General features: G+C 54.0%; 23 protein-coding genes. 20 read left to right on the top strand and 3 right to left on the bottom strand.

The features are described 5' to 3' along the window. Positions 1–461 precede the first annotated feature (461 nt). Together ACE418_RS01565 and ACE418_RS01560 are read left to right on the top strand one after the other, a co-directional pair. On the top strand, positions 462–1745 hold the full coding sequence (locus tag ACE418_RS01565; protein ID WP_416448852.1) for an ESPR domain-containing protein: 1284 nt from the start codon (positions 462–464) through the stop codon (positions 1743–1745). After that, complete coding sequence (locus ACE418_RS01560) at positions 1681–9648, top strand: YadA-like family protein (protein ID WP_416448851.1); 7968 nt, start codon at positions 1681–1683, stop codon at positions 9646–9648. The genes ACE418_RS01565 and ACE418_RS01560 overlap by 65 nt, the downstream gene beginning before the upstream one ends. A gap of 278 nt (positions 9649–9926) precedes the next feature. Here the strand turns inward: ACE418_RS01560 and ACE418_RS01555 are convergent, their stop codons facing one another. Further along, positions 9927–10523 carry a nitroreductase family protein gene (locus tag ACE418_RS01555; RefSeq protein WP_416448849.1) on the bottom strand — a complete coding sequence of 199 codons (597 nt, stop codon included), beginning with the start codon at positions 10521–10523 and terminating at the stop codon, positions 9927–9929. Between the two features lie 234 nt (positions 10524–10757). Between ACE418_RS01555 and ACE418_RS01550 the strand changes: the two genes are divergently transcribed. Continuing rightward, entirely contained in the window at positions 10758–11318 is a 561-nt protein-coding gene (locus ACE418_RS01550) for a flavin reductase family protein (RefSeq protein WP_416448848.1), read from the top strand. Between the two features lie 122 nt (positions 11319–11440). Then, a complete protein-coding gene (gene rpsD / locus ACE418_RS01545) occupies positions 11441–12028 on the top strand; it encodes a 30S ribosomal protein S4 (RefSeq protein ID WP_014015950.1) in 588 nt (195 codons plus the stop codon). A 282-nt stretch (positions 12029–12310) separates the two neighbouring features. Here the strand turns inward: rpsD and ACE418_RS01540 are convergent, their stop codons facing one another. After that, complete coding sequence (locus tag ACE418_RS01540) at positions 12311–13267, bottom strand: exonuclease domain-containing protein (RefSeq protein ID WP_416448847.1); 957 nt, start codon at positions 13265–13267, stop codon at positions 12311–12313. Positions 13268–13301: 34 nt separating this feature from the next. After that, complete coding sequence (locus ACE418_RS01535; RefSeq protein WP_416448846.1) at positions 13302–13742, bottom strand: hypothetical protein; 441 nt, start codon at positions 13740–13742, stop codon at positions 13302–13304. Positions 13743–13896: 154 nt separating this feature from the next. On the opposite strand from ACE418_RS01535, the gene ACE418_RS01530 reads away from it, so the two are divergent. The 16 genes from ACE418_RS01530 to ACE418_RS01455 all read left to right on the top strand — a co-directional run bounded on the left by ACE418_RS01530 (position 13897) and on the right by ACE418_RS01455 (position 24830). Beyond that, positions 13897–14514 (top strand): hypothetical protein, encoded by a 618-nt coding sequence (locus ACE418_RS01530; protein ID WP_416448845.1) that lies wholly within the window; start codon positions 13897–13899, stop codon positions 14512–14514. Positions 14515–14532: 18 nt separating this feature from the next. Continuing rightward, positions 14533–15024, top strand: a complete 492-nt coding sequence (locus tag ACE418_RS01525) for a MogA/MoaB family molybdenum cofactor biosynthesis protein (protein WP_298588157.1) — start codon at positions 14533–14535, stop codon at positions 15022–15024. A 6-nt stretch (positions 15025–15030) separates the two neighbouring features. Further along, positions 15031–15600, top strand: a complete 570-nt coding sequence (cobU, locus tag ACE418_RS01520) for a bifunctional adenosylcobinamide kinase/adenosylcobinamide-phosphate guanylyltransferase (RefSeq protein WP_416448843.1) — start codon at positions 15031–15033, stop codon at positions 15598–15600. Next, a complete protein-coding gene (gene cobS, locus ACE418_RS01515; protein ID WP_416448841.1) occupies positions 15597–16349 on the top strand; it encodes an adenosylcobinamide-GDP ribazoletransferase in 753 nt (250 codons plus the stop codon). Before cobU ends, cobS begins: the two co-directional genes overlap by 4 nt. A gap of 50 nt (positions 16350–16399) precedes the next feature. Continuing rightward, positions 16400–17053 (top strand): histidine phosphatase family protein, encoded by a 654-nt coding sequence (locus ACE418_RS01510; RefSeq protein WP_416448839.1) that lies wholly within the window; start codon positions 16400–16402, stop codon positions 17051–17053. 9 nt (positions 17054–17062) lie between these two features. Next, on the top strand, positions 17063–17782 hold the full coding sequence (locus tag ACE418_RS01505) for a pseudouridine synthase (protein ID WP_416448838.1): 720 nt from the start codon (positions 17063–17065) through the stop codon (positions 17780–17782). 83 nt (positions 17783–17865) lie between these two features. Beyond that, on the top strand, positions 17866–18933 hold the full coding sequence (locus ACE418_RS01500) for a M24 family metallopeptidase (RefSeq protein ID WP_416448837.1): 1068 nt from the start codon (positions 17866–17868) through the stop codon (positions 18931–18933). A gap of 13 nt (positions 18934–18946) precedes the next feature. After that, entirely contained in the window at positions 18947–19504 is a 558-nt protein-coding gene (gene efp, locus ACE418_RS01495; RefSeq protein WP_416448836.1) for an elongation factor P, read from the top strand. A gap of 98 nt (positions 19505–19602) precedes the next feature. Beyond that, a complete protein-coding gene (locus ACE418_RS01490) occupies positions 19603–19971 on the top strand; it encodes an Asp23/Gls24 family envelope stress response protein (protein ID WP_416448835.1) in 369 nt (122 codons plus the stop codon). Continuing rightward, on the top strand, positions 19964–20260 hold the full coding sequence (locus ACE418_RS01485; protein ID WP_416448834.1) for a hypothetical protein: 297 nt from the start codon (positions 19964–19966) through the stop codon (positions 20258–20260). The genes ACE418_RS01490 and ACE418_RS01485 overlap by 8 nt, the downstream gene beginning before the upstream one ends. Positions 20261–20281: 21 nt before the next feature. Continuing rightward, on the top strand, positions 20282–20728 hold the full coding sequence (gene nusB, locus ACE418_RS01480) for a transcription antitermination factor NusB (protein WP_416448833.1): 447 nt from the start codon (positions 20282–20284) through the stop codon (positions 20726–20728). Then, complete coding sequence (locus ACE418_RS01475; RefSeq protein ID WP_416448832.1) at positions 20728–21681, top strand: tRNA (adenosine(37)-N6)-threonylcarbamoyltransferase complex transferase subunit TsaD; 954 nt, start codon at positions 20728–20730, stop codon at positions 21679–21681. Before nusB ends, ACE418_RS01475 begins: the two co-directional genes overlap by 1 nt. Continuing rightward, positions 21678–22886 carry an exodeoxyribonuclease VII large subunit gene (gene xseA, locus ACE418_RS01470; protein WP_416448831.1) on the top strand — a complete coding sequence of 403 codons (1209 nt, stop codon included), beginning with the start codon at positions 21678–21680 and terminating at the stop codon, positions 22884–22886. Before ACE418_RS01475 ends, xseA begins: the two co-directional genes overlap by 4 nt. After that, on the top strand, positions 22870–23124 hold the full coding sequence (gene xseB / locus ACE418_RS01465) for an exodeoxyribonuclease VII small subunit (RefSeq protein ID WP_416448829.1): 255 nt from the start codon (positions 22870–22872) through the stop codon (positions 23122–23124). The genes xseA and xseB overlap by 17 nt, the downstream gene beginning before the upstream one ends. Then, a complete protein-coding gene (locus ACE418_RS01460; protein WP_416448827.1) occupies positions 23121–24005 on the top strand; it encodes a polyprenyl synthetase family protein in 885 nt (294 codons plus the stop codon). Before xseB ends, ACE418_RS01460 begins: the two co-directional genes overlap by 4 nt. Positions 24006–24026: 21 nt before the next feature. Next, the gene (locus ACE418_RS01455; protein WP_416448826.1) at positions 24027–24830 is read left to right on the top strand and encodes a TlyA family RNA methyltransferase; all 804 of its coding nucleotides are present in this window, start codon (positions 24027–24029) and stop codon (positions 24828–24830) included. Position 24831: the final 1 nt, after the last annotated feature.

The raw sequence follows: 24831 nt of genomic DNA, 5'->3' as shown, positions 1-24831 counted from the left end.
GAACTACGAACGAAAAACTTTTAAGTTGAAGGGGCCTCGCATGATGGCAAAAACCTTCGTGCGACAGCCCCTTTTTTGTCATCATTCTCATTGTTGTTCAAATTGTTAAAATGTAAAATTATAATGGTAATATGGATAACACTCATTTTGTTTTACGATTTTGCTATCATTTTCATAGAGGAACTTACCATATTGTAAGCTGTTATCAAGCTAAATTAAAGATAATTTAGCTTGATAACTTTCTTTTTAAAAGAGCAATAAATTCAATGAGCGGCGGCTCAGGTGACGTTTGTATAACTATTTCTTTACTGAAATATGGCGGTTCTCAGTTGGATTTATTACTATTGACATCATATATACATACTAAGTATAATTTCATTACTACAAATTAATATAATTGTAATAATTTATAAGATTAAAATTATCAAGATTAAAAGTAAATGATGATTTTAGGAGGTACTATGAATAAGGTATATAAAGTTATTTGGAATCGTGCACGTCATTGCTATGTCGTCGTTTCTGAATTGACTAAACGAGCCGGAAAGGAAAAATCGACGCATTTGACAAAAGCTTCCCGCCTGGCGGTTATGGCTATCTGTACGGGGGCGTTATCTTTAGGTGTATCGGGTATCCAGTCGGCAGTAGCAGCCGGGCAGCCTACTGCTGCTGCTACCACCCAGAACCAGTATGTAGCATTCTTGGTAGTGAGTGGCACCAATGATAATGGGCAGAATACGAATACGTTTAATGGAGCCACCTATCGCAAAGTGACTCTTTCCGATGGAAAAACCAAGTACTGGGTCCGGGACGGCTATACCTTGACTGAACAGGAAGCTCAAAAATACACTCCCTTATCCCAATCGGATAAAAAATATGATGTGGCCTATACGAGCAGCGGAAGTCAGCCGGCGGACATCCTGACCAATACCACTTCCTCTGTTTCTTCCACCGGCATTTCCACCAATGTGGGCGAATCCCTGAATCAAGTCTCCGCCAGTGCCTTTGAAGGCTTGAGCCAGGCTGGTGGTACCCAGGTGCCCGGAAACTGGTCCTACATCATCTATGATCCTTCTTGGAAAGGACATACCCAAGGAAATACCTACTATAAAGATGGGTATGCGGATATGTACAATCCCTCGGCAGGGACCAATGGCAACCCACGGGGATTTGTATCAGTAGGCAATGATTTGGTATGGAACGGAACCTTGAATCAGTACACCTATAAAGGTACGGCAGTGGACCCATCTCACCTGTACGTAATTGGAGGGAAAATCGGTGTCTTTACCAGTTATGACGGCTCTTCCGTCTATACGGGCACTGTCTATGGGGCCAATAACGAAATCCTCATGACCGCCATGAAAGACGGAACATATTACAGCTACTGGGCCGCTCCCGTCACTGATCCTAATGCCACCATGGAGACCTATCGGGTATCGGATTACAACAAGGATCTGGATGTGCTGAAAAGCAACGACATGGCCCTGTATCACAATGACGTCAAATCTGTGGATATGGCCAAAGGGGGCACATCTGCTGCGCCCACGGCTACCATTACCACCATGCGGAATGGAAATGGGACGGCTGAGGCAGTGGACGGAGCCATTACTGTCACCGGAGGAGGCGGTACCAACGGTCAGGATACCACCGTGACCCTGTCTAACACTACCAATGGAGCCCAAGGTGTCACAGACTTTCAACACCGGGTCCAAAGTGACGGCCAGCACGGCTTCCACCGGATCCAGTGAACTGAAGAGCCTCTCCATCAACGGCAAGGACTATACAACAGCCCTGAAATTCGGCGGGGACAACCATAGCACTACAACCATCACTAAAAATCTCAGTGAAGAACTGGATATCCTGGGCGGGGCCACAGGTACGCTAACGGACAATAACATCGGAGTCAACGCCTCTGACGGCACATTGAAGGTCCAGTTGTCCAAAGACGTGAATCTCACTGCTGATGGGTCCCTGACGGTGGGAAATACGCAGGTGAATACCAATGGAGTTACGGTTGCCCATACGGGCAGTGATGACAACAGCAAGAGCACTCTCCAAATGGGCTACCAGAGCTTTACCTATGACTATATGCGACCCGTTATCCAGAGTGATGGCACGCTGAAGTTGGAATCTGCCAGGGCCAATGCAGAAGGCTTGTTTGTGACAGGTCTTTCCAACCGTACCTGGACGCCGGGAAACTACGTAACCGGCCGGGCGGCTACGGAAGACCAGCTGGAACAGGCGGGCCGCCACTTCCTGAGTATTAACGGCCAGAATAGCAGCGGCAGGGTAGCGGAAAATACCTTGGCTAACTATTACAACGATGGTGCCACAGGTGCCAATTCCATGGCTTTTGGGGTAGGGACCAAGTCCAGTGGCGGGCTTTCCATCAGCATGGGCATCAATTCCACAGCAAGTGGGTTGGGGGCCTTGGCTGTTGGCTATAATTCTGTGGCTTCTGGCACAGAATCAGTTGCCCTGGGCACTCAGAATAACGCCAGCGGAAATTATTCGGTAGCTGTCGGTCTAGGAGCGGAAGCAGGAACGCAGAATACAGATACAACGTCTACTGATAATGGAGCTGCTGTTGCTGTCGGTTTTATGGCTTCTGCAAAAGAGACGGGTTCTGCCGCATATGGTTATTCTGCCAGTGCGGAAGGTGAAAATTCCTCAGCTTTCGGTACGAATGCCAAAGCTTCTGTGGAAGGTGGTATCGCCCTGGGCGCCCACTCCGTAGCCAATCGGGAAAAAGGATATACTGGTTATTTGGCTCCTGATATGACAAATCCTGCCAATGCAGCTGCCGCATCCACCTGGGTTTCCACCTCCGGCGCTGTCTCCTTGGGGGGAACTGATGCAGAAGGTGTTAAAATCACTCGGCAGATTACCAATCTGGCGGCCGGTTCTCAGGATACGGATGCCGTTAATGTGGCCCAGCTCAAGGCTGTGGAAAGCAAGGGCATGAACTTCCAGGGCAATGACACGACGACCTCGGTTCATCTCAATCAGGGCGGCACGCTCCAGATTCAAGGCAGCGGCCGGAAGGCGGATACGGAATACTCCACGCAGAACATCAAAGTCCTGACGGATACGGCAAACAACCGCCTTTCCATCGCTTTGGACAAGAATCCTGTTTTTGATTCGGTCACGGCTGGTACGGAAGGAACTTCGGCTGATGGTGGACAGGCCGGCTCCGTCAAGATTGTAGGGGCGGACAGCAGCAATACCCAAAAGGCCACTACGATTACGGCCGGCTATGCCGCTTCACCGGAACTTTCCGGCCCGAATGGTACCGGCCGCCTCAGCTACACCGATGGTGACAATGTATCTCATACGGTCGCTACTCTCGGCGATGGGCTGAAACTGGCTGGTGATGCGGGAACGGGCAGTGTGGCTTTGGACAACCTTCTCACCGTTTCCGGCGGTGCAACGAGTTTGGCCGATGGCAATAATATCGGCGTCATCGCCAATGGCTCCACCCTGTCCCTGAAGCTGGCCAAAGACATCACTGGACTTGATACCATTACGGCCGGCGGGGCCAAGCTGGGCACCCAAACCGATGGCAATGACACCACCCAGAGTGGTGACTACCTCACCGGTCTGGACAATACTACCTGGACCGTGGGACAGACCACTTATGTCTCCGGCCGTGCTGCCACCGAAGACCAGCTGAAGAGCGTGTCTGATGTGGTAAACAGCAATAAAAAACAGATTACCACCAATACGGAAAATATCGCTAAAGGTCTGAATTTTTCTGCCAGCAATAAGGTGGATGGAGCTTATAAGATAGTCAATCGTGCTTTGGGCAGTACGGTAGCCGTCCGTGCCAACGATGTCCAGTCCGGCCATACCTATAAGACGGATAACCTGACCACGGAAATCGACGATAACGGTATCATCACCGTGAAGATGGACACCCAGCTTACGGCGGACAAGGTGACTGTGGGAACAGGCGATAAAGCCATTACAGTGGATGGCAATAGTGGCAATGTGATCACTGGCGCCTCTACCTTGGGAAGTACTGGCCTGACCATCAACAATGGTCCCAGCATGACTACCAGTGGCATCAGCGGCGGCAATCAGAAGATTACCAATGTTGCCAGCGGCAAATCCGGGGATGATGAATCCGGCAGTCCTGTTTATGACACAGAGACCAATGCTGCCAATATCGGCGATGTGAAGAAAATCGCCGCTAAAATGGTGACAGTCAGCGGAGACGATAAGAATACGAAGGTTGTAGGAAAGCCGAATACCACAGATGGAACGGTGGACTACAAAGTTTCCTTGAACGATACTGTGACACTGGGCAATGATGCGGCGAAGCAGATTTCCTTGAATGGCAATACTGGCGTCATCAAAGCGGGCAATCAGGTGACCTTCGATGGCAGTACGGGAACGGCTTCTATTGGAAGCCTCTCTTTGGGCACTGTTGCAGCAAATACCCTGACATTGAAGGATAAAGATGGCAAAGATACTACCAAGAAAGCAGAGGCGGGAACGTATGCAACTGGCCTGACTAATACGAATTGGGACGTCGCCAACCCGTCTTATGTCAGCGGTAGAGCTGCAACGGAAGACGAACTCCTGACCGTATCCAATACTGTCAACTCCGGCTGGAAAGCCCAGATTAACAGCACGGATGTCAAGACCGTTACTCCTTCCGACAACACCCTGAATTTCGTGGCAGGAGATAATATTTCCCTTTCCAGCGGCAGTGACATCAAGATTTCCACCGCACAGGATGTAAACTTCACTACTGTCAGGGTAGGTGGCACCAATATCAATGGCACCTATACAGGCGGCATCTATCTCGGCAGCCAGACTGGCGGCGGAGCCAACAGCGGCACAGGTTTCTATATTACCGGACTCCAGAATACCAATTGGGATGCAACGAATATTGTGGAGAATCGGGCTGCCACGGAAGCCCAGCTGAGAGCCGCCATCAATGACGTGAATGAAGGGACCGTAGCCAATGACAATTATGTGACGGATGGGACAGCCACCGATGATACGGCCAACCTTGGTTCCATGAAGGTGACTCTGACGGAACGGAACAAAAATACGGTGAACATCTCCGGTCTCCATGACTACTATGTGACCAGTGGAAGCGTTTCTACCGCAGCAACTACGGCTGACGATGGGACGACCTCTACTACCGCTACCCTGACCCTGAATAAAAACAACGGTACCCATGTGGATGTAGATCTGACTGGCTTGTCCAATCTGGATTACCATCTGGTGGAAAATTCCGCTTCCGGTTCTGACGGGAAATATTCCGTGGACGCTAATGGGGATGTGACGCTTACCGTGGCCAGTTCTACGGATACGGTGGGAAAGGAAATCACCATTTCTGGTCTGGCCAGCAAGTCCGATGTGGATAAAGGTCTGACCTTTACGGCCAGTGCTCTAGCAGACGGTGCAACTTCTCTGACGCATACGGCTCAGTTGGGGGATTCCATCGGCATTTTTGGTGGAAACAAACAGGATGGGCATACCTATAATACCAACAATATCACCACCACCATTAATGCTCGAGGTGACATCCGTATCCTCATGGATGACAATCTGGTTGTCGGCTCCAAGGATACTGCTGTGGATGGCAGTGTAAAGGCTACCGGCCAGGGCGGAGCTTATCTGAAGATGAATGGTGCCGACGGCTCCCTGCGTATGGGAGACGCCAGCGGTAATTTCGCCGCACTGATTCAGAACTATGGCAGCGATGGAACTGCTTTCCTCAATTCCAGTGAAAGCGGATCTCCACGCCTTCAGTACTGGGCGGCCAAGAGTGGCCAGTCGGAGTCGGATGCTGCGAAAACGCTCCATACTATCGCTACGTTGGATGATGGCCTGAAGTTTGCCGGTGATGACGCCAAGACGGACTCGTCTAAGACCGTCAGCACGACCCTCAATAGTACGCTGAACTTCACGGGCGGTGCCTCCACCAGCAACTTGACCGATGGAAATATCGGCGTGGTGAAAAATGGCGATGATGGGTTAGCAATCAAGCTGAACAAGGATCTTACCAATATGGGGACCATCAGCTTTGAGCCGACTACAGGGACTACGGGCAGTGGCATCAAAATCGGTTCCCAGACCATTGCTGACAATGGTGCCAGCCCCAATGCTGCTACTGGGGATTATATTACGGGCCTGACCAACACCAAATGGTCGAAGGACGGCATCGTCAGCGGTCGGGCGGCTACAGAAGACCAGCTCCAGCAGGTGGCCAAGTCCATTGTGGATGGCAAGGAAACCGGCGGTGGCTTTGGCATCAGCGACAATGCAGGCACAGTGGTGAAACAGGACCTGGGAGGCTCCATTCAGCTGAAGGTAGCGGACAGCAATCTGACTACCACAGCGGATACCACTGGCAAATCCATCACCATTGGTCTGAGCAAGACGCTGACCGATATGACCAGTGCTACCTTCAAGGACGATACCACTGGTTCCACTACTGTCATCGATGGCAAAGGCCTGGGAATCACCCCTCAAAACGGGTCTGAAACCAGTCAGGTAAAACTGACCGTGGCTGGCCTGGACAATGGGGGCAACCAGATTGTGGATGTGAAGAGCGGCCTTTATGATGCGGCACAGAACAAGCAAATGGATATCAATGATATTGCTGAAGGCAGTGCCATGTTGAACCATGCGGCTACTATCGCTGACCTGAAAACCGTCAGCAACGGAATTTCTACGGATGTGACCAATGCAGGTCTGTATTTCCAAGGCAACAATGGAGAGATCAACAAGGTTCACACCAACTTGGGAGATACCTTGACCATTCAGGGTACCGGTGCCGATGGCCGCGACTATGATGGCGGTGCCAATGTCCGGGTGGTAGCAGATAATACGACCAATACGTTGACTGTCCAACTGGACCGCGACCTCGATGCCCATACCCTGACGCTGGGCAAAGCAAGTACACCCGGTGTTGCTGGTGAACTCGGTACCCTCAAGATTAATGGGCAGAACAAAGATGGTGGCATCAGTCCTGTTTCCATCAATGCAACTTATACTGATACGGCGCAGGATAGAAATGCTTCCTTGAAAACGGCTATGTCCCGTATTGCCTATGACGGCGGCAATGGTCATCCTCATACGGTAGCCACCCTGGAAGATGGCCTGCAGCTGGCTGGAGACAATGGAAATGCCATTGATACCACGCTGAACAAGAAAGTGACCATCAAAGGCGGTGCCCAGACGGCTGATCTGGTGGATTCTTCCGATTCCACAAAGAACAACAATATCGGTGTCACTACCAGCCAGGATGCTGACGGCAATACCGTTCTTTCTCTGCAGCTGGCCAAGGACCTCGCCGGTCTCAATACGGTGACGGCTGGCACGGTAGTCATGGGGAATCAGACGGTTATGAATTCTAGCCAGACGAATGAAACGGGTAACTATGTTACGGGTCTCTCCAATAAGGATTGGAATGGAACCTATGTTTCTGGCCGGGCAGCTACGGAAGACCAGCTGAAGGCAGTCAACGATTCCATTACCAAAGTCTTGGGCAAAGGGACTTTCGCCATTACTGCCGGTGGCAGAGGCGAAGCCGTGGATGCCACTATTGAACAGAATCTGGGCAGTGACATCCGGATTTTCGGGGATGCTCCTGTAACCAACGAAAAGGATGATAGTTCGGGAGATTACTGGAACCGGAGCAAGGCCAATATTCTGACCAAGGTGAAGAAAGACCACTTTGGCGAGGACTATGTTTCTGTAGAACTCCAGGATCACCTGGAAGTGGGTGTCCACGAAGTAAAGGATGAAGAAAGCGGAAATGTAACCACTGAAGGGGTGGACGGCAGCATGCAGTTCAAAGGCAAGTCTGCTAAAGAAGTGAACATTACCGGCGATACGGGGATTACCTTAAGCAATAATAACAATCAGTCTGCGGCTCTCCGCCAGGCCAACGGCGCTGGCTATCTGGACCTGGCTGGGACTACGGCTGGAACCAAGGCTACGATGTCCGTCTATACGGGTGCTAAGAACCTGGACCAGCAGGACCAGACTCGTCTGACCTATACGGACCAGAGCAGCCAGGCACACGATGTGGCTACTCTGGATGATGGTCTGATTTTCACTGGAGATGGCATTGAAAATACGGTAAGCCGATCGTTGAACAACACGTTGAAGCTATCTGGCGGTGCTGATACTACGAAACTGTCCGATGGGAATATCGGTGTAGTGAAGAATGCTGCTGGCGATGGCTTTGAAATAAAATTGGCCAAGAATCTCACCGGCATTGAAAGCCTTACCGGGCTGACCAATACCACCCTGGATGTGGCCGGATTCGGCACCAGCCAGCGGGCTGCCACCGAAGAACAGCTGGTCCTGATGAAAGGGAGTATTACCAATTCCGCACAGGGCGGCGGTTTCGGGCTGACGGCGGATAATGCCAATGCCAGTGGTAAGTCGGACGTCAAGCAAAATCTGGGCGGTACCATCGGCATCCATGGAGATAGCAACATCACCACCTCCGTGTCCGAAGATGGCCACTCTATCAACATCGGTCTGAAGAAGGATGTTAACCTTGGCAACGATGGCTCTATCAAGGCTGGCGGCATCACAATTGACAGCAAGGGCATAGATGCCGGCGGCAAGAACATCACCAACGTTAAGAGCGGCATCGTCAAGGGCGATGACAGCGATAACACCAACGCCGCCAACATCGGTGACGTAAAGAACATTGTCGATGGCAAAATCGGTGAGGTCAATGGTAAAATCGACAATATCACGCAAGATGTCTCGAACATCAAGAGCGATGTCTCGACAATCAAGCAGACGAAGCGCACCTATCAGGGTGATGACGGACAGACTGTCAATGTTGAATTCGGCGGTGCTCTTAGCCTGACGGGCGGCGCTACGGAAGTCGCTGAGGACAAGAATATCGGCGTCGTCAAGAATGGCGACAATGGTTTGTCACTGCGGCTAGCTAAAAACCTGAAGGGCCTTACCAGTGTCACCACTGGCAACAGCACTTTGAACGACGAAGGCCTGACCATCAACAACAGTGAAGGCAAGGCCGGTACGACGGTCACCGACAGCGGCATCAAGATTGCTGCCGACGGGGATGATACCCACGATGTGGAAATCAGCAACAGCAACGTTTCCATGGGCGGCCAGCAGATTCATGATGTGGCTGCCGGGACGTCGGCGACGGATGCAGTCAATGTCGGCCAGCTCAGTATGTTTGCCAATAATGTCGGCAGTGCCATCAACAAGCTGGACAACCGCGTCAACCGCGTCGGTGCCGGTGCCGCGGCACTGGCGGCGCTCCATCCGCTGGACTTCGACCCCGACGACAAGTGGGACTTTGCCGGTGGCTTTGGCCATTATAAGAATGCCAATGCCGCAGCTATCGGGGCTTACTATCGTCCCAATGAAGACACGATGTTCAGCATCGGCGGCAGCTTTGGCGGTGGTGAAAACATGCTCAATGCCGGCGTCAGCTTCAAGCTCGGCCAGGGCAATCACGTCTCGACATCGCGCACGATGATGGCTAAAGAAATCGAATCGCTGAAAGCCGTCGTCAAAGAGCAGAATGAAAAACTGCAAGAAAACGAAAACCTGCGGGCCAAAGTAGATCAACAAGATAAAGAAATTGCTGAACTGAAAGCCATGGTACAGCAGCTCGCAGCTAGGAGATAAGGAAAAGGGCTTGTCGCACGCGCGACAAGCCCTTTTCGGCGGCTAGCAGTTAGTAGTCAGCGGTTAGCGGATGGTTTTAGAACCCCGCAGTCAGCTGCGCTGACAGCTCCAGCACTGCTCTCCGTTTTAGCAGCCGCCCTGTGCTTTTCTTCGGTCAGTATCTGACGGACTACAAAGGGCCTTCACAGGAGAGCCACGAACCACGAGCCACTAGCCACGAACCACGAGCCACTAGCCACTAAAAAAACGCGCTGTCTTTGCGGGACAGCGCGTTTTTTTTACCGAAGAACTTTCACCCGTTCTTCGATGGGTACTTTTACGATAGGTTTTGGGGCTTCTGTAGGATGGCCGAAGGGCATCTGGGCGATGAGCTGCCATTCTTTGGGGACGCCTGTGAGTTTTTTGACTTCGTCGTCGATGAGGGGATTGTAGTGCTGGAGGTTGACGCCGAGTCCCAGGTCGGTCAGGGCGGTCCAGACGGCGAACTGCATCATGCCGTTGGCCTGTTGGGCCCAGATGGGGAAGTTCTTGGCGTAGAGCGGGAACTGGGATGCCATGTTGTCGACGATGGTCGTGTCGTCGAAGTAGAGGACCGTGCCGTAGGCTGCGGCGAAGGAGTTGATCTTGGCTTCGGTCGTGGCGAAATTGGCCGGCGGGACGATTTTACGGAGTGTATCCATGGTGATTTTCCAGATGGCATCGTGTGTTTCGCCAAAGGCGATGACGGCTTTGCCGGACTGCATGTTGAAGGCCGACGGTACTTCGCGGACGACGTCTTCGATGGTCTTGGCAATGGTTTCCTGGGGAACCGTGATGTCTTTGCTGAGAGTGTAGTTCGTGCGCCGGTTGCTGACGGCTGTGATGAAGTTGGTCATAAGAGCACCTCCTGAATTCATGCATTTGTTATTAATTGATATTCGTTATTATTTATTGACTAAAGTATAGCATAGTGAAGATAATAAGTCAAGAATATTCCCGTCTCACTTTGGTATCTTTTTAAATACTATATTACAATATAGTGCGTACTTCCAATTTCATCCTTCTTGAGGTATACTCAGTGCAGTCAAAGGAAGACGAAAATATGTGAATGAAAAAAGGAGAGATTCAATATGCAGAAAGATATGGGTGCTGTTATGGGATTGTATCCGACACCAGTTACGGTGGTTGGGACGGTTTTGGAAGATGGTCGCGTCAACTGGCTTCCGATTGCGCATGTCGGCGTCGTCGAACATGGCCAGTTCTTAATTAGTGTCGATAAAGCCCACACGTTGTCGGATGGTGCTATTTTTAAGAACCGGACCGTGTCTGTCAGCCTCGTCCGTCAGGATATGCTGGAACGCGTCGACTATTGCGGGATTGCCAAAGCTGCGCAGACCGATAAGTCGGCTGTCTTTGCTCATCACTTCGATGAAGTCGGCAAGGCTCCTATTATCGATGAAGCGCCGGTTTCGATGACATGCCGCGTCGATAAAGTATTTGAAGTCGGCAACTTCCATAATTATATCTTGAAACCGGTCCATACCTATGTACAGGAAGAATATCTGACGGAACGCGGTAAAATTGATTATGAACGCGTCAGCCCGGTCTTGTTTGAATTCCAGCAGGCCCGTTATCTCGGCACGGGGAAAGTCATCGGCCAGTGCTGGCAGTATGGGAAAGATTATAAGTAAACAGCGGGAATCTGAGCCGCGCTTTACACCTCTTGACAGGAAGGGTTTATTCATGGTAATATCTATATATTGCGTGAGCAAAATTTAATTTCTTGAATTACTAACATGAGGTGATGTAGAAAATGGCAACGAGGAGAGACCCGCGTTTTAAGGAATGTCGCCGGTTCGGAGTTAATGTGTACGGACACCCTAAGGCATTAAAACGCGTACGTAAAGATCAGCGTCAGAAAAAAATGTCTGAATATGGCACACAGTTATTGGAAAAACAGAAACTTCGCGCATACTACAATTTGCTCGAACGTCAGTTTGTCCGTTATTATGATAAAGCTAAGAAGATGGAAGGCGTTACCGGCCAGAACATGCTGAAATTGCTGGAATGCCGTTTGGATAACCTGGTATACCGTATCGGTTTTGCAAACTCCATCCGCCAGGCACGTCAGATGGTCAACCACGGCCACATCCTGGTCAATGGCAAACGCTGCGACATCCCGTCGGCACACGTTAAAGTTGGTTCCGTCATCGCTTTGAAAGAAGCTTCCCGCTCCAACGAAATGTACAAAAAATCCTTCCAGGAATTGAAGACTTTCGATGTACCGTACATCGAAAAGAACTTCGACGGCTTTGAAGGCACACTTACCCGTATGCCTGAACGCGACGAAATTCCGGTAGAAATCAACGAAACACTGATCGTCGAATTGTACTCCAAATAAGAGTTGTTTGATGATAGCAAAAAAAGCTTGCCGTACATACGGCAAGCTTTTTTTTAGGGGTTAGCAGTTAGTGGCTAGGGGTTAGCAGATGGTTTTATAAAACGAAAGGGACTACGCATGGAGATATAAGACTGCATGCGATAGTCCCTTTTTTTTGGGGGTGATGTAAAAGGCAACCTCTCAGACCGCCTTCGGCGGCCAGCTCCCCTATAATGGGAGCCTTTCGTCAAACATTCATGTCACGAGCCACGAGCCACGAACCACGAACCACTAACCACTAACCTACCGTCCTTCAGAAAAGTCCAGGCCTTTGTCGGTGGCGTAGTACGTGCCTGGTTTTTCGCCGGCTTCTACGTAGCCTTTTTGCATCAGGTCATCGATGAGGGACTGATCGGGTGCTTCTGGGGAAAACATTTCTTCCGGCGTCCCTTCTTCACGTTCGACGGCGGCGATGAGGGCCGCTTCTTTGTCGTCTGTCGTCGGTGCTTTTTTTACATAGGTCAGGTCGGGCAGGAACATGGGATATTCCTTGTGGGCCATGAGGAAAAAGCGGCCCATGGCGATAGCCTGGCTCAACAGATTGCCTTCTTCGGTCTGGATATCCATTTCATCGCAGATGACGTCGAGCTGGTTCGATGGGAAATGGTAGAGTTTCTTGGCGACTTCCAGGGTATCGGCGTAGCAGAAGGACGGGGCGTCGATGCCGTAGATGTGCAGGGCATGGGTCAGGCAGCCCATGACGAAGGGAGCGTTGTGGGCGACCAGGGTCTGGCCTTCGATGAGGTTCTTCAGGCCGGCCTGCCAGTATTCGCCGAATTCATCGGCCTTGGAGAGCTCTTCCCACTGGTAGCGGCCTTTGACGGCAGATAAGTTGTTTTCTGGCGGACGGACGTAGAAGTAACGCGTGTCCTTCAGTTCGCCGTGGTCGAATTCAGCCAGGGCCAGGAGACAGACGGAATAGGGCTGTTCGTTGGCCAGTTCCAGGGCGACGGTGGTGAAGTGCTGCGGGAAGCGGCGCAGTTTCCCTTTTTCTTCGATGGGATATTTGTAATAGCCGTCATTGGGCTTGATGTCGTACTGATGCAGATTGGCGACTTTGACGTGTTCTTTCTTGGCCAGTTCCTGCTGGACTTTCGCCTTGCGATGGCGCTTGCGCAGGGCCGATGTGAGGGAATAGAGGACGGCAGCGATGAAGACGATAGTGACGATCGTCGTAATGATGTGGATCAGGGAATCCATGGAATATCAAATCCTTTTCAATAATTTTTGAGCCTTATTCTTGGAAGAAGTTCATGTCGTAACAGACCCGGAAAGCGCGGTTGGCCGCATTGCCGTTGGCGGACAGGCGGTCTGTCGTCTTGACTTCTGGATTAGGCAGGGTCAAGGTGGACACGACATTGCCCTGCAGGTCGTAGCCGACGTCGCCGAGGGTCTGCGTTTTTACAGTCTGGGCTTTAAAATTGTAGAAGAAATTGTTATCATAACCTTGTACCGTATTGTTGGCATAGTCATAGGTCACGACGGTAGCCCGGATGATGTAGTACGGCGGATCGTAGCGGACGGACTGGATGGTGTTCATGTCGATATACGATTCGGTCGTGTCATCGTGGCCGACCTGGACGAAACGGGGGTTGTCATCGAGGAAGGTGGCGGACGCCATGAAACTGAAGACACAGGCAAATGTGACGGCCAGAGCGGCGATTTTTTTGAACATAAGACATACTTCCTTTCCCTGTCTCTTCCAATCGAGGCAGTTTATACATATATTATATCGGAATCAGGAAACATTACAAGAACGTATATTTTTCAAGTAGGACTTTTGCCCTTCCGGGTCGAATACTATATTTATAGAGGTGATTATATTGGATGTGATATATATTGGCCTGCCTTTCTTCTTTTGGCAGGAAGATGAGTCGGAGCACGGCCTCGATGTCCGCGTGACGGAAGGATTCCAGAAACTGGGGTTCCACGTCTACCCGCTCAATGCCGGCGACGACGCGGAGGAAATCTGTTCGGCCTATAATTGGCATACATCCTTCGTCGATGAAGAGGAGGACATCACGCCGTCAGAAGAATTCATTTCAGAACACGTCTTGTGGGATGATTTCCGCCTGCTCTATATTTCGGCAGCTGCGGCTACTTCTGAAGACGAATACACGCAGTTCGTCTGTCATACGGCAGAATTCGCCAAAGAGAGCGGCCTCATCGTGGCAGCGGAAGTCGTCGACTGCGACAGCGACGATGAAGACCCGTATCCCTGGCGGGACAAGGCGACGGTCCTCTGGTCCCGCAGCGATGTCCTGCCATCGGGCGGCCCGGCTTGTGCTGTACGCCTGGCCCTGGGCGGCGGTATCACCCTTGCCAGCCAGGGCGTGGAACGGACGTATGATGTCCAGGTCGTCAGTGAATGTTTCATCCCTTCGTTTTTGCAAGGATTGCTGGAAGGGCGCGATCCCTTTTCCATCATAGAATCTTATGTATCTTAAGTTAGGAGGTTATTCATCTTGAATAGTAAAAAAATGGAAGAACATCCTTTGCGGGCGGCGATTCTCACCATCAGCAACAGCCGCACTTTTTCAGACGATACGAACGGCCTGCTCATCCAGTCGGCCCTGGCTAATTACGGCCATCAGGTCGTCGACTATCAGATTGTCAAAGACGACAAGGCCGAAATCGAGCGCCATCTCCATGAATGGGTCTGCAGCGTCGACCTGGTCATCACCAGCGGCGGCACGGGACTGGCCAAACGCGACGTGACTATCGAAACGGTAGAAGCCCTGTTCGATAAGAAAATCCCGGCCTTCCAGTCGATGATGACGTATTTCGCCTACCGCCGGGCCTGCGGCGTCCAGGCCATGGCCTATCGGACGACGGCCGGTATCATCCACCAGTGTCAGGTCTACTGCCTGCCGGGCCTGCCGAGCCTCATCAAAATCGGCATGGAAAAGGTCATCTTGCCGGAAGTCTTTCATTTGTATTCGGAAATCAAGAAGTAAATGGATATGTCTAAAATCATCCTTGTCACCGGCGGGGCGCGGAGTGGTAAGAGCGCCTTTGCTGAACGCTATGCTGCCGCCCTTCCCGGGCGGCATGCTTATGTCGCGACGGCCCGTATCTTCGATGAAGAAATGGCCCAGCGCATCGCCATCCACCGCAAACGACGCCCGTCGTCGTGGCAGACCTGGGAAATCCCGCAGGATCTGCCGGAGACGATGGACCGCCTGTGCCAGTCGTCCGATGTGGTCCTCGTCGATTGCCTGACCCTTTATTTTTCTAATTATCTTTTTGCCCACGATGGCGAAACGGATGAAGCAATCATCGACGGGGCCCTGGCCGAACTGAACGCGGTCATGGCCGCGTTCCGCCAGGCCGGCGTGACGGCTGTCCTTGTCACCAACGAGCTGGGCTGCGGCATCGTGCCTATGGAACACGTGAGCCGCCTGTACCGCGACCTCATCGGCAAGATCAACCAGGCTGCGGCAGCCGAAGCCGATGAAGTTTACTTATCGGTCTGCGGCATTACGACGGAACTGAAGCAGCGGGCCGTCCGCCTGCCGGAGGTGAAGCCATGAAGGCCTTTCTCATTGCCCTGCAGTTCTTATCGCGCATCCACCTGGCTCCACAGAGCATCTGGCGCGATGAAGATTTTGGCCGGTCCGTCTTGTTCTTTCCCCTCGTCGGCTTGATCATCGGCCTGCTTTTGGCGGCGCTCTATGGGGCGTCGTCTTTCCTTTTCGACGCCTTTGGCCGGTCGGCCCTGGTCGTGGCCTTCTGGTTCTACCTGACCGGCGGCCTCCATGCTGACGGCTATATGGATACGGCGGATGGCCTCTTTTCCGGCCGCAGCCGCGAGCGGATGCTGGAAATCCTCAAGGACAGCCGCGTCGGTGCTGGCGGCGTGACGGCGTTCGTCTTCCTGGTCCTCTTGAAAGTGACATTCCTCAGCCAGCTGGCACCGGAAGCGGCCCTGCCGGCCCTCGTCGGCATCCCGGCAGCGGCCCGCTTCGGGACTTTGATCAGTATCTTCCAGTTTCCCTATGCCCGCGAACAGGGGCTGGGCCGGGCTTTCGTCACCTATGCGCCGGCGCACACCGTAGCTAAAGCGTTTCTGCTGGCCCTGGTACCGGTCTTTCTCTGCGGGCCTTTTTATTTGGCCCTTTTGGGGGCGGCCATGCTCCTGTCCTTGTGGGCCAATGGCCGCATCAGCCGGAAATTGGGTGGCGTCACCGGCGATACGTATGGCGCCGTCCTCGAAGGTAGTGAGATGGCCCTGCTCCTGCTGACGGCCGTCGGTAGCAAGCTGGCCGATTTCTTGTTATAATGGAAGGGCACAAATGTTGAATTACTTATAGGGAATACTGGAGGAACACGATGATTAAATTATATTTAGCACGTCATGGCGAAACGGAAGGCAATGTCCAGCAGTGGTATCAGGGGTCGACGGACGTCCCCCTCAATGAGCATGGGCTGGAACAAGCCAAGTGCCTGGGAGAATTTTTCCGCCATGTCCATCTCGATGCCGTCTATAGCAGTACGCTCCAGCGCGCCAAAGTGACGGCCGAATGCGTGGCGGCACCGCATCATCTGGATGTCATCGCTTATGATGAATTGAAGGAAGCCGATTTCGGCGTCTGGGAAGGCCATACATATCAGGAAATCACGACCCAGTGGCCCGGTGAACTGGAAGCGGTCTATGCATCCGATGGGACCCTGCCGGCACGGGGTGGCGAATCGTTCTGCCAGGTCCGCGACCGGACGCTGAAGAAGACGCGGGAAATCCTGTCACACCACAAAGACGGCGACAGCGTCTTCATGGTTTCCCACGGGGCGGCCATCCGCTGCCTGCTCTTCGGCCTGCTGGGCCTGGATATGAAGCGCATCTGGTGCTTCCAGCAGTTCAACACGGCCTTTAACATCATCGAATATTACGGCGACCGCAATGTCATGACCCTCATGAACTGCACCCAGCATCTGGAAGGCCTGACGGGGTATCAGCCCCAGTGGGACAAGATGCCGTCGTTATAAGGAGGCATCATGGCCAAGACAATGCGCCTCGATAAGCTCCTGGGCCATACGGGCTGGGGGACGCGGCGGGAACTCAAGGAGTTGTGCAAAGGAGGCCACGTGACCGTCAATGGCGCCGTCTGTCGCGACAGCAGCCAGAAAATCGACCCGGCAGCCGATGCCATCGCCGTCGACGGCCAGGCCGTTCAGTATGAAGAGTATATTTATCTCATGCTCTACAAGCCGGCCGGCGTCGTGTCGGCTACGGAAGACAACGTATCGCCGACGGTCATCGGCCTCTTGCCGCGTCAGTATCAGGGGGCCGGCCTCTTTCCCGTAGGCCGCCTCGATAAGGATACGACAGGCCTCCTGCTCATTACCAATGATGGGACTTGGGCCCACGGCATTACGTCGCCGAAGAAGCATACCGATAAGATATACGATGCCGTCGTCGAAGGGGATATCCCGAAAGACGTAGGCAGCCGTTTTGCCAGCGGCATCGTCCTCGACGATGGCCTGCACTGCCTGCCGGCCAAAGCCGTTCAGACGGGGCCGCAGTCGCTGACGGTCGTCGTCCAGGAAGGGAAGTTCCATCAGGTCAAGCGCATGTGTGCCGCCGTCGGCCTGAAAGTCGTCCGATTGCACCGCCGCTCCATCGGCAGTGTCGTCCTCGATGAAGGTTTGGAGCCGGGCCAGTTCCGGCCTCTGACCGATGAAGAACGGGAAGCCCTGTGCGGTCAGGTCCGGTGATTTGCAATTTTATCTTTTCAGCTAATGGAAAATATGGTATTATAAAATATGATTGAATTACTATAGGGTGATAGGGGGATACTATGATAGAACAACGAATCGCCCGCCTGCGCGCTTTTCTTCAGGAACACGATGCAGACGGCGTCATTATCGTCCAACCTGAAAACCTGCGCTACTTCAGTGCCTTTACGGGCGGTGAAGGGGCCCTGGTCATCGGCCTGGATCAGGCCGTCTTATGGACTGATTCCCGCTATACGGAACAAGCTGCCAACCAGTCCGGGGCGTGGTACGATATCAAGAACCACCACAATGCCTTATCGGCATCCATCCGTTCGTCACTGAACGACATGGAAATCGGCGTGGCAGCATATGAAGAAAATTTCCTGACCCATTTCATGTACGAAAATATTTCCGACGGCGCCTTATGCGGCTTTTTGCCCTGCGATTTGACCAGCCTGCGGGCTGTGAAGGAACCGTACGAGCTGAAAGCGACGCGCAAGGCCAGCAATATCGCTGACCGGGCCTTTGCCGATTTATTGCCGTACATCAAGCCTGGCGTCACGGAAAAGGAACTGGCAGCCCGCCTGGAAAGCAATATGCTGCTCTTAGGGTCCGAAGAGAAGTCCTTTACGACCATCGTCGCTTCCGGCAAGCGCTCGGCCATGCCTCATGGTACGGCCAGCCCGAAAGTCATCGAAGCCGGCGATTTCGTCACCTTCGATTTCGGCGCCGTCTGGGAAGGCTATCATTCGGATATCACCCGGACTGTCGTTGTCGGCAAGGCGTCGCAGTTCCAGAAGGATTTCTATCAGCTCATCCTGGAAGGGCAGAAGCTGGGCGTATCGCTCATCAAGGCCGGCGTTTCCCGCCGCGAAGTCGATTATGCCGTGCGCAACTACTTCGCCCGCTATCACGTCAGCCAGTATTTCACTCATTCCCTGGGCCACGGTACGGGCCTGGAAATCCACGAACAACCGGTCCTGTCGCCGCGTTCGACAGGCGTACTCGAAGAGAATATGATAGTCACGGTAGAACCGGGACTGTACATAGAAGGCAAGTTTGGCGTCCGCATTGAGGATTCCGTTGCCGTTACAGCCAACGGCTGTGAAATTTTAACCAAAACACCCAAAGATTTGATGGAGCTGTTATAGGAGGAGTTTACACATGATTACAAGTAATGATTTCAGACCAGGCGTAACTATTGAAATCGACGGCCAGGTATGGCAGGTCGTTGAATTCCAGCATGTAAAACCGGGTAAAGGCGCTGCTTTCGTCCGCGCTAAGATCAAGAACCTCGAAACGGGCGCTGTTGTTGAACGTACCTGGAACGCTGGTGAAAAAGTACAGGACGGGCACGTCGACCGCCGCCAGATGCAGTACCTCTATGAAAATGAAGGCATGTACTGTTTCATGGATAACGAAACATACGAACAGATCGAATTGAACAAAGAAACTCTCGGCGACGCTATCCATTTCCTCAAAGAAGAAATGAACGTTTCCGTCATGATGTTCAAAGGCAAAGTCATCGGCATCGATCTCCCGGCTGCTGTCGAATTGAAAGTCGTCGAAACCGATCCCGGTGTCCGCGGTGATACAGCTACAGGCGGCAGCAAACCGGCTAAATTGGAAACGGGCTATGTCGTCAAAGTACCGCTCTTTATCAATGAAGGCGAAGTTCTCCAGATCGACACGAGAACCGGCCAGTATATCGGCAGAGCATAAGGTTAACGCAAGTCGTTAGCCGCCAGCCGCTAGCATAGGGTATCAAAGGGGCTTCGCACGCGCGACAGCCCCTTTTGTGGACTAAAGGGGTGATTCCCATGGAAACGACTGAAGTAAATGAATGGGGGAGTATCCATATTTCCCAGCGCGTCATTGCCTCCATTGCGGCCCTGACGGCGGCCAAATCGGCTTATGTCGCTGATTTGGGGACGAATATCGCCGAAGTGGCAGCCGAAAAGCTGGGGCGGACCCTTCCGGGACGCGGTGTCGATGTCTCTATCGACGGCCAGCACATCGAGTTGACCGTCCGCCTGGTCATCCGCTATGGCTGCCGTATTCCCGACGTAGCCCTGGAAGTGCAGAAATCCGTCAAGGATGCCGTCGAAACGGCGACGGCCTGCACGGTTACGGCGGTCCACATCATTGTACAGCAGTTAGTATTTGGGGAGGAAGACCGCCATGGATGAAGAACAGGATTTTGCTTATGCCGTCAGTGCCAAGGCCTTGCGCCGTATCGCCGAGACGGCCGGCCGTCAGGTTCCTGGCGTCGTCGCCATCCGCAGCCGCAGCGCAGCCGTGACGGGCGGCGTCGTCCATCTCCATCTGGCTGTCCGCGCCCGCTGTGGCGGCGACCTGCACCAGCTGGCCCTGGACGTCCAGCAGCAGGCGGCTGAGGCCATCGATACCATGGCCGAACCAGAGGGCCTCGATATTTCCGTTACCATTGAAGACCTGGCGTTACTGCCGGCTGAATAAAGTTATTACAGGAGGGAACTCGTGAGCAGACATAAAGCGCGCCAGCAGGCGCTCGAACTTTTATATTCCCGTGAATTCCACGGAGAAAATGATATCCAGTACAGCGAACAGGAAATCCTGGAGAATGATTACGTCACGACCGACGCCTTGACCGAAGACGGCCCGGAACTGAGTGATCAGGAACGCAATGATTATTGCACGTATCTCGTCGAAACGACGACGGAACACCGGGAAGAACTGGATACGATCATCCGCTCCTTTGCCAAGGGCTGGGACATCGAACGGATGAACCGCACAGACCGCAATATACTGCGCCTGGCCTTGTGCGAACTCGTATATCCCAAAGAAAGCCTGGCGCCGTCCATCGTCCTCAATGAAGCGGTCATCCTGGCCAAGGAATTCAGCGGCGACAAGTCGGCGCGGTTCGTCAACGGCATCCTGGGCGCTTATGTAAGGTCGAAGGCCTGATGGACGTCTTTCTCGGCATCGATACCAGCTGTTATACGACGTCGCTGTGCCTCGTCGACGCGGCTTATGACGTCGTCGCCGATGAACGCATCATCCTGAGCGTCGCCAAGGGCGGCCGCGGTCTGTCCCAGTCCAACATGGTCTATCAACATACACGCAATCTGCCGGTCCTCTTTGAACGGCTGGCTGGCGTCCTGGCCAGTGCCCGTATCCGGGCCATTGCCGTGACCGACCAGCCCCGGCGCCGCGATGATTCCTATATGCCTGCTTTTTTAGCCGGCCTCGGCTATGGCCGGGCCCTGGCCGCCGTCTTGGGCGTGCCCTTGTACCGCCTGAGCCATCAGGAGAATCATCTCCTCGCCGTCCTGCGCAGCCGCGGCCACGTCGGCAGCGAACCTTTCTATGGCATCCATCTGTCCGGCGGGACGACGGACCTGCTGCGGGCCGTACCCGATGAAAAAGGCCTCGATATCACCCGCATCGGCGGCACCAGCGACATTAGTGCCGGCCAGTTCATCGACCGCATGGGCGTCGCCCTGGACCTGCCTTTTCCAGCCGGCGTCCATGTCGACAAGCTGGCCCAGACGGTCCATCCGCCCGTCAAGGGGGCCCATGTCTTTTGCCGTGACGGCCAGGTCAGTTTTTCCGGACCTGAATCGCAGGGCCAGCGGCGCATCGCCGCCGGCGGGGAAGACCCGGCCCGCCTTTGCAGCTGGACGCTGTCGACGGTCTGGCGCGGCCTGGAAAGTCTCCTCGATTATGCTGCTGCCGATGGCATGAAACATCTTGTCGCCGCTGGCGGCGTCATGTCCAATGGCTATCTGCGCCGGCAGATGAGCGGCTATTGCCGCCGCCATCAGATTGACCTGAATCTGGCAGCCGACGGCTTCAGTGCCGACAACGCATCGGGCGCTGCCTTCTGGGCCGCCGTACAGGAAGGGAAGAAATCATGAAATATGCATCGGTTACGGACGTCGTCCGCCGCATCAAAGATGATATCCATGGCGATTACCGCTTGCAGAGCATCGCGATGGAAGGCAACATCATCGGCCTCAAGCGGGCGTCGAACGGCCATTATTATATGAATATCCGCGATGATCAGTGCTCCATCCGGGCCATCGTGTTCCGCAGCCGCGTGACGGCAGCGGTCCGGGCTGTCCGCGAAGGGGACCATGTCGTCGTCATCGGCGCCGTCAACGTCTATGAAAAAGGCGGCGCCCTTTCCTTTATCATTGAACAGCTCTTTTCTCAGGGGACCGGGTCTTTGCAGGCCCAGTACGAACGCATCAAGAATGAGCTGGCCGCCCAGGGCTATTTCGACAGCAGCCACAAGAAGGAGCTGCCGCGCTTCCCCTGGCGCATCGGCGTCCTGACGTCGAAGACCGGCGCCGTGCTCCACGACATCTACAAGATTGCCGGCGAGCGCAATCCCTATGCCGAAATCATCCTGCACCCCATCCCCGTCCAAGGTGATGGCGTCGATACGGCCATTGCTAAGGCCATCGGCGAGATGGGCCGGCGCAAGGACCTGGATGTCCTCATCGTCGGCCGCGGCGGCGGGTCTATGGAAGACTTATGGTGCTTCAACAGCCCGGCCGTGGTCAAAGCCATTTACGGCGCCAGCGTACCGGTCATTACGGCCATCGGCCATGAAACGGATACGACCCTGGCCGATTATGCCGCTGACGTGCGGGCGGCGACGCCGACCCACGCGGCAGAGATGGCATTCTTTGACGTCAGCGAAGCGGAAATGGACCTGGCTGCCCTGGCAGACCGGGCTTACGAGCGGGTCATGGCCTGCATCGAAGACCGGCAGCGCTGGGTCGAACAGGCCGCAGGCCGGCTGAACCTGCAGCGCTATGATGCCTTCCTGGCCATGCGCGAAGCCCGTCTGGCCGGCCTGATGGAACAGGCAGACCGCCAGCTGCGCCTCCATCTGGAACAGAAGCAGGGGAAACTGAATACCCTGACGGCATCCCTGCAGGCCTTGAACCCGGCAGCTCTCGTGCGCCGCGGCTACGGCCAGCTCATGCAGCATGACAAGATCCTTACAGATATCCACAGCGTGTCGAAAGACGCCCCGCTGACGATACAAGTCGTCGATGGGACGATTACGGCGGCTGTTAAAGAGGTGGACATATATGGCAAGAACGACTGATAAATTGAAGAGTTTTGAAAGCAATTATGAAAAATTGGAACAGCTCGTACAGGAATTGGATGCACCGGACCTGACGCTGAAGCAGTCCCTCGATTTATATGAAAAGGCCATCAAATTATCCCAGTCCTGCGAAGGCGCTCTGGAATATGCCCGCCAGAAGGCCCAGGCCCTGGCCGATGTCCGGGCTGATAAGGACAGCAGCGGCGATGCACCGGCTGAAGGGGTGTTGGACTTATGACCTTTCAAGACTATCTGGCAGGCCAGCGCAAGCGCGTCGAGGACTATCTGGCCCACGTACTGACGACGGACCAGCCGCGTTTTTCCCGGCTCTATGAAGCCATGAATTACAGTCTCCTGGCCGGCGGCAAGCGCATCCGCCCGGTACTCCTGCTGGCGACGGTCGAAGCCCTGGGGCAGGATGCCTCTCCCTACACGGGCCTGGCCTGTGCCCTGGAATGTATCCATACGTATTCCCTGATCCACGACGACCTGCCCTGTATGGACGACGATGACCTGCGCCGGGGCAAGCCGACGAACCACGTCGTTTACGGTGCCGGACTGGCCACGCTGGCCGGCGACGGCCTGCTGACTTTTGCCTTCGAGCTCATGGCCAGCCAAAAGGGGATTGCGCCGGACAAACTGAACCGCTGCATCGCCGTCATCGCCAGGGCAGCCGGACCGGCCGGCATGGTCGGCGGCCAGGCTTTCGACCTGGCAACGGACGGAGACATGGCCATCGGCCGGGAAGGCATGGAACTCCTGCACCGTTCCAAAACGGGCGTCATCTTCAAGGCAGCCATCGATATGGCAGCTATTGTCGCCGACGCATCGCCGCAGCAGCGGCAGGCCCTGGAAGCCTATGCGTCGTACATGGGCCTGACCTTCCAGATTACCGACGATATCCTCGATGTCGTCGGCGATGAAGCCCTGCTGGGCAAACCCGTCGGCAGCGACGCCCGCAACGACAAGGCCACGTATGTGACCATCTTTTCCCTGGACGAAGCCCGGCGCATGGCCCGTGAAGCGGCTGACAAGGCCGTCCAGGCACTGGAACCGTTAGGACCCAAGGCCTGGTTCCTGAAAGAACTGGTCGAACATCTGCTGGTCCGCGTTCATTAATGTGAGAGGGGTATTACAGGTATGCAGCATAAAGAAAGATTAGACGTGCTTCTCGTCAACCGCGGCTTATCGGAGAGCCGGGAAAAGGCCAAGGCGACCATCATGGCCGGCCTGGTCTTCGTCGACAACCAGCGCGTCGATAAGGCGGGCACGAAGCTGCCCGTCGACGTAGATATTACCGTCAAGGGCAATCCCATTCCCTATGTCGGCCGGGGCGGCTTGAAACTGGAAAAAGCCATGGAAACATTCCCCATCGATTTGACAGGCAAGACCATGATGGATATCGGCGCCTCGACGGGCGGTTTCACGGACTGCGCCCTCCAGCGCGGGGCGGCCAAGGTCTTTGCCGTCGATGTCGGCTATGGTCAGTTGGCCTGGAAACTGCGGACTGATGACCGCGTCGTCAACATGGAACGGACTAATATCCGTAACGTCACCGTTGAAGATATCGGCGATCCTGTCGATTTCATTTCCATCGATGTTTCCTTCATTTCCCTGCTCAAAATCATGCCGGCCGTCGAACCGCTGCTCAAGCCAGGCGGCACTATGGTCACGCTCATCAAGCCTCAGTTCGAAGCGGGCCGGGAACACGTCGGCAAGGGCGGCATCGTCCGCGACATCCAGGTCCACCGCGACGTCATCCGCCACGTCACGGACGGCATCGCCGACTGCGGTCTGTCGCCGCTGGGCCTGACTTTTTCGCCCATCAAGGGGGCCGACGGCAATATTGAATATCTCTTGTACAGCCGTAAAGACGACCCGTGCCATAATGATATCACCGACGCTGTCGTCGATGATATCGTCAGTAAATCCCATGAAATGTAGG

Source organism: Megasphaera jansseni, from assembly GCF_047974155.1.
Lineage (GTDB): Bacteria > Bacillota > Negativicutes > Veillonellales > Megasphaeraceae > Megasphaera.
This window is presented reverse-complemented; position numbering and strand designations above follow the sequence as displayed.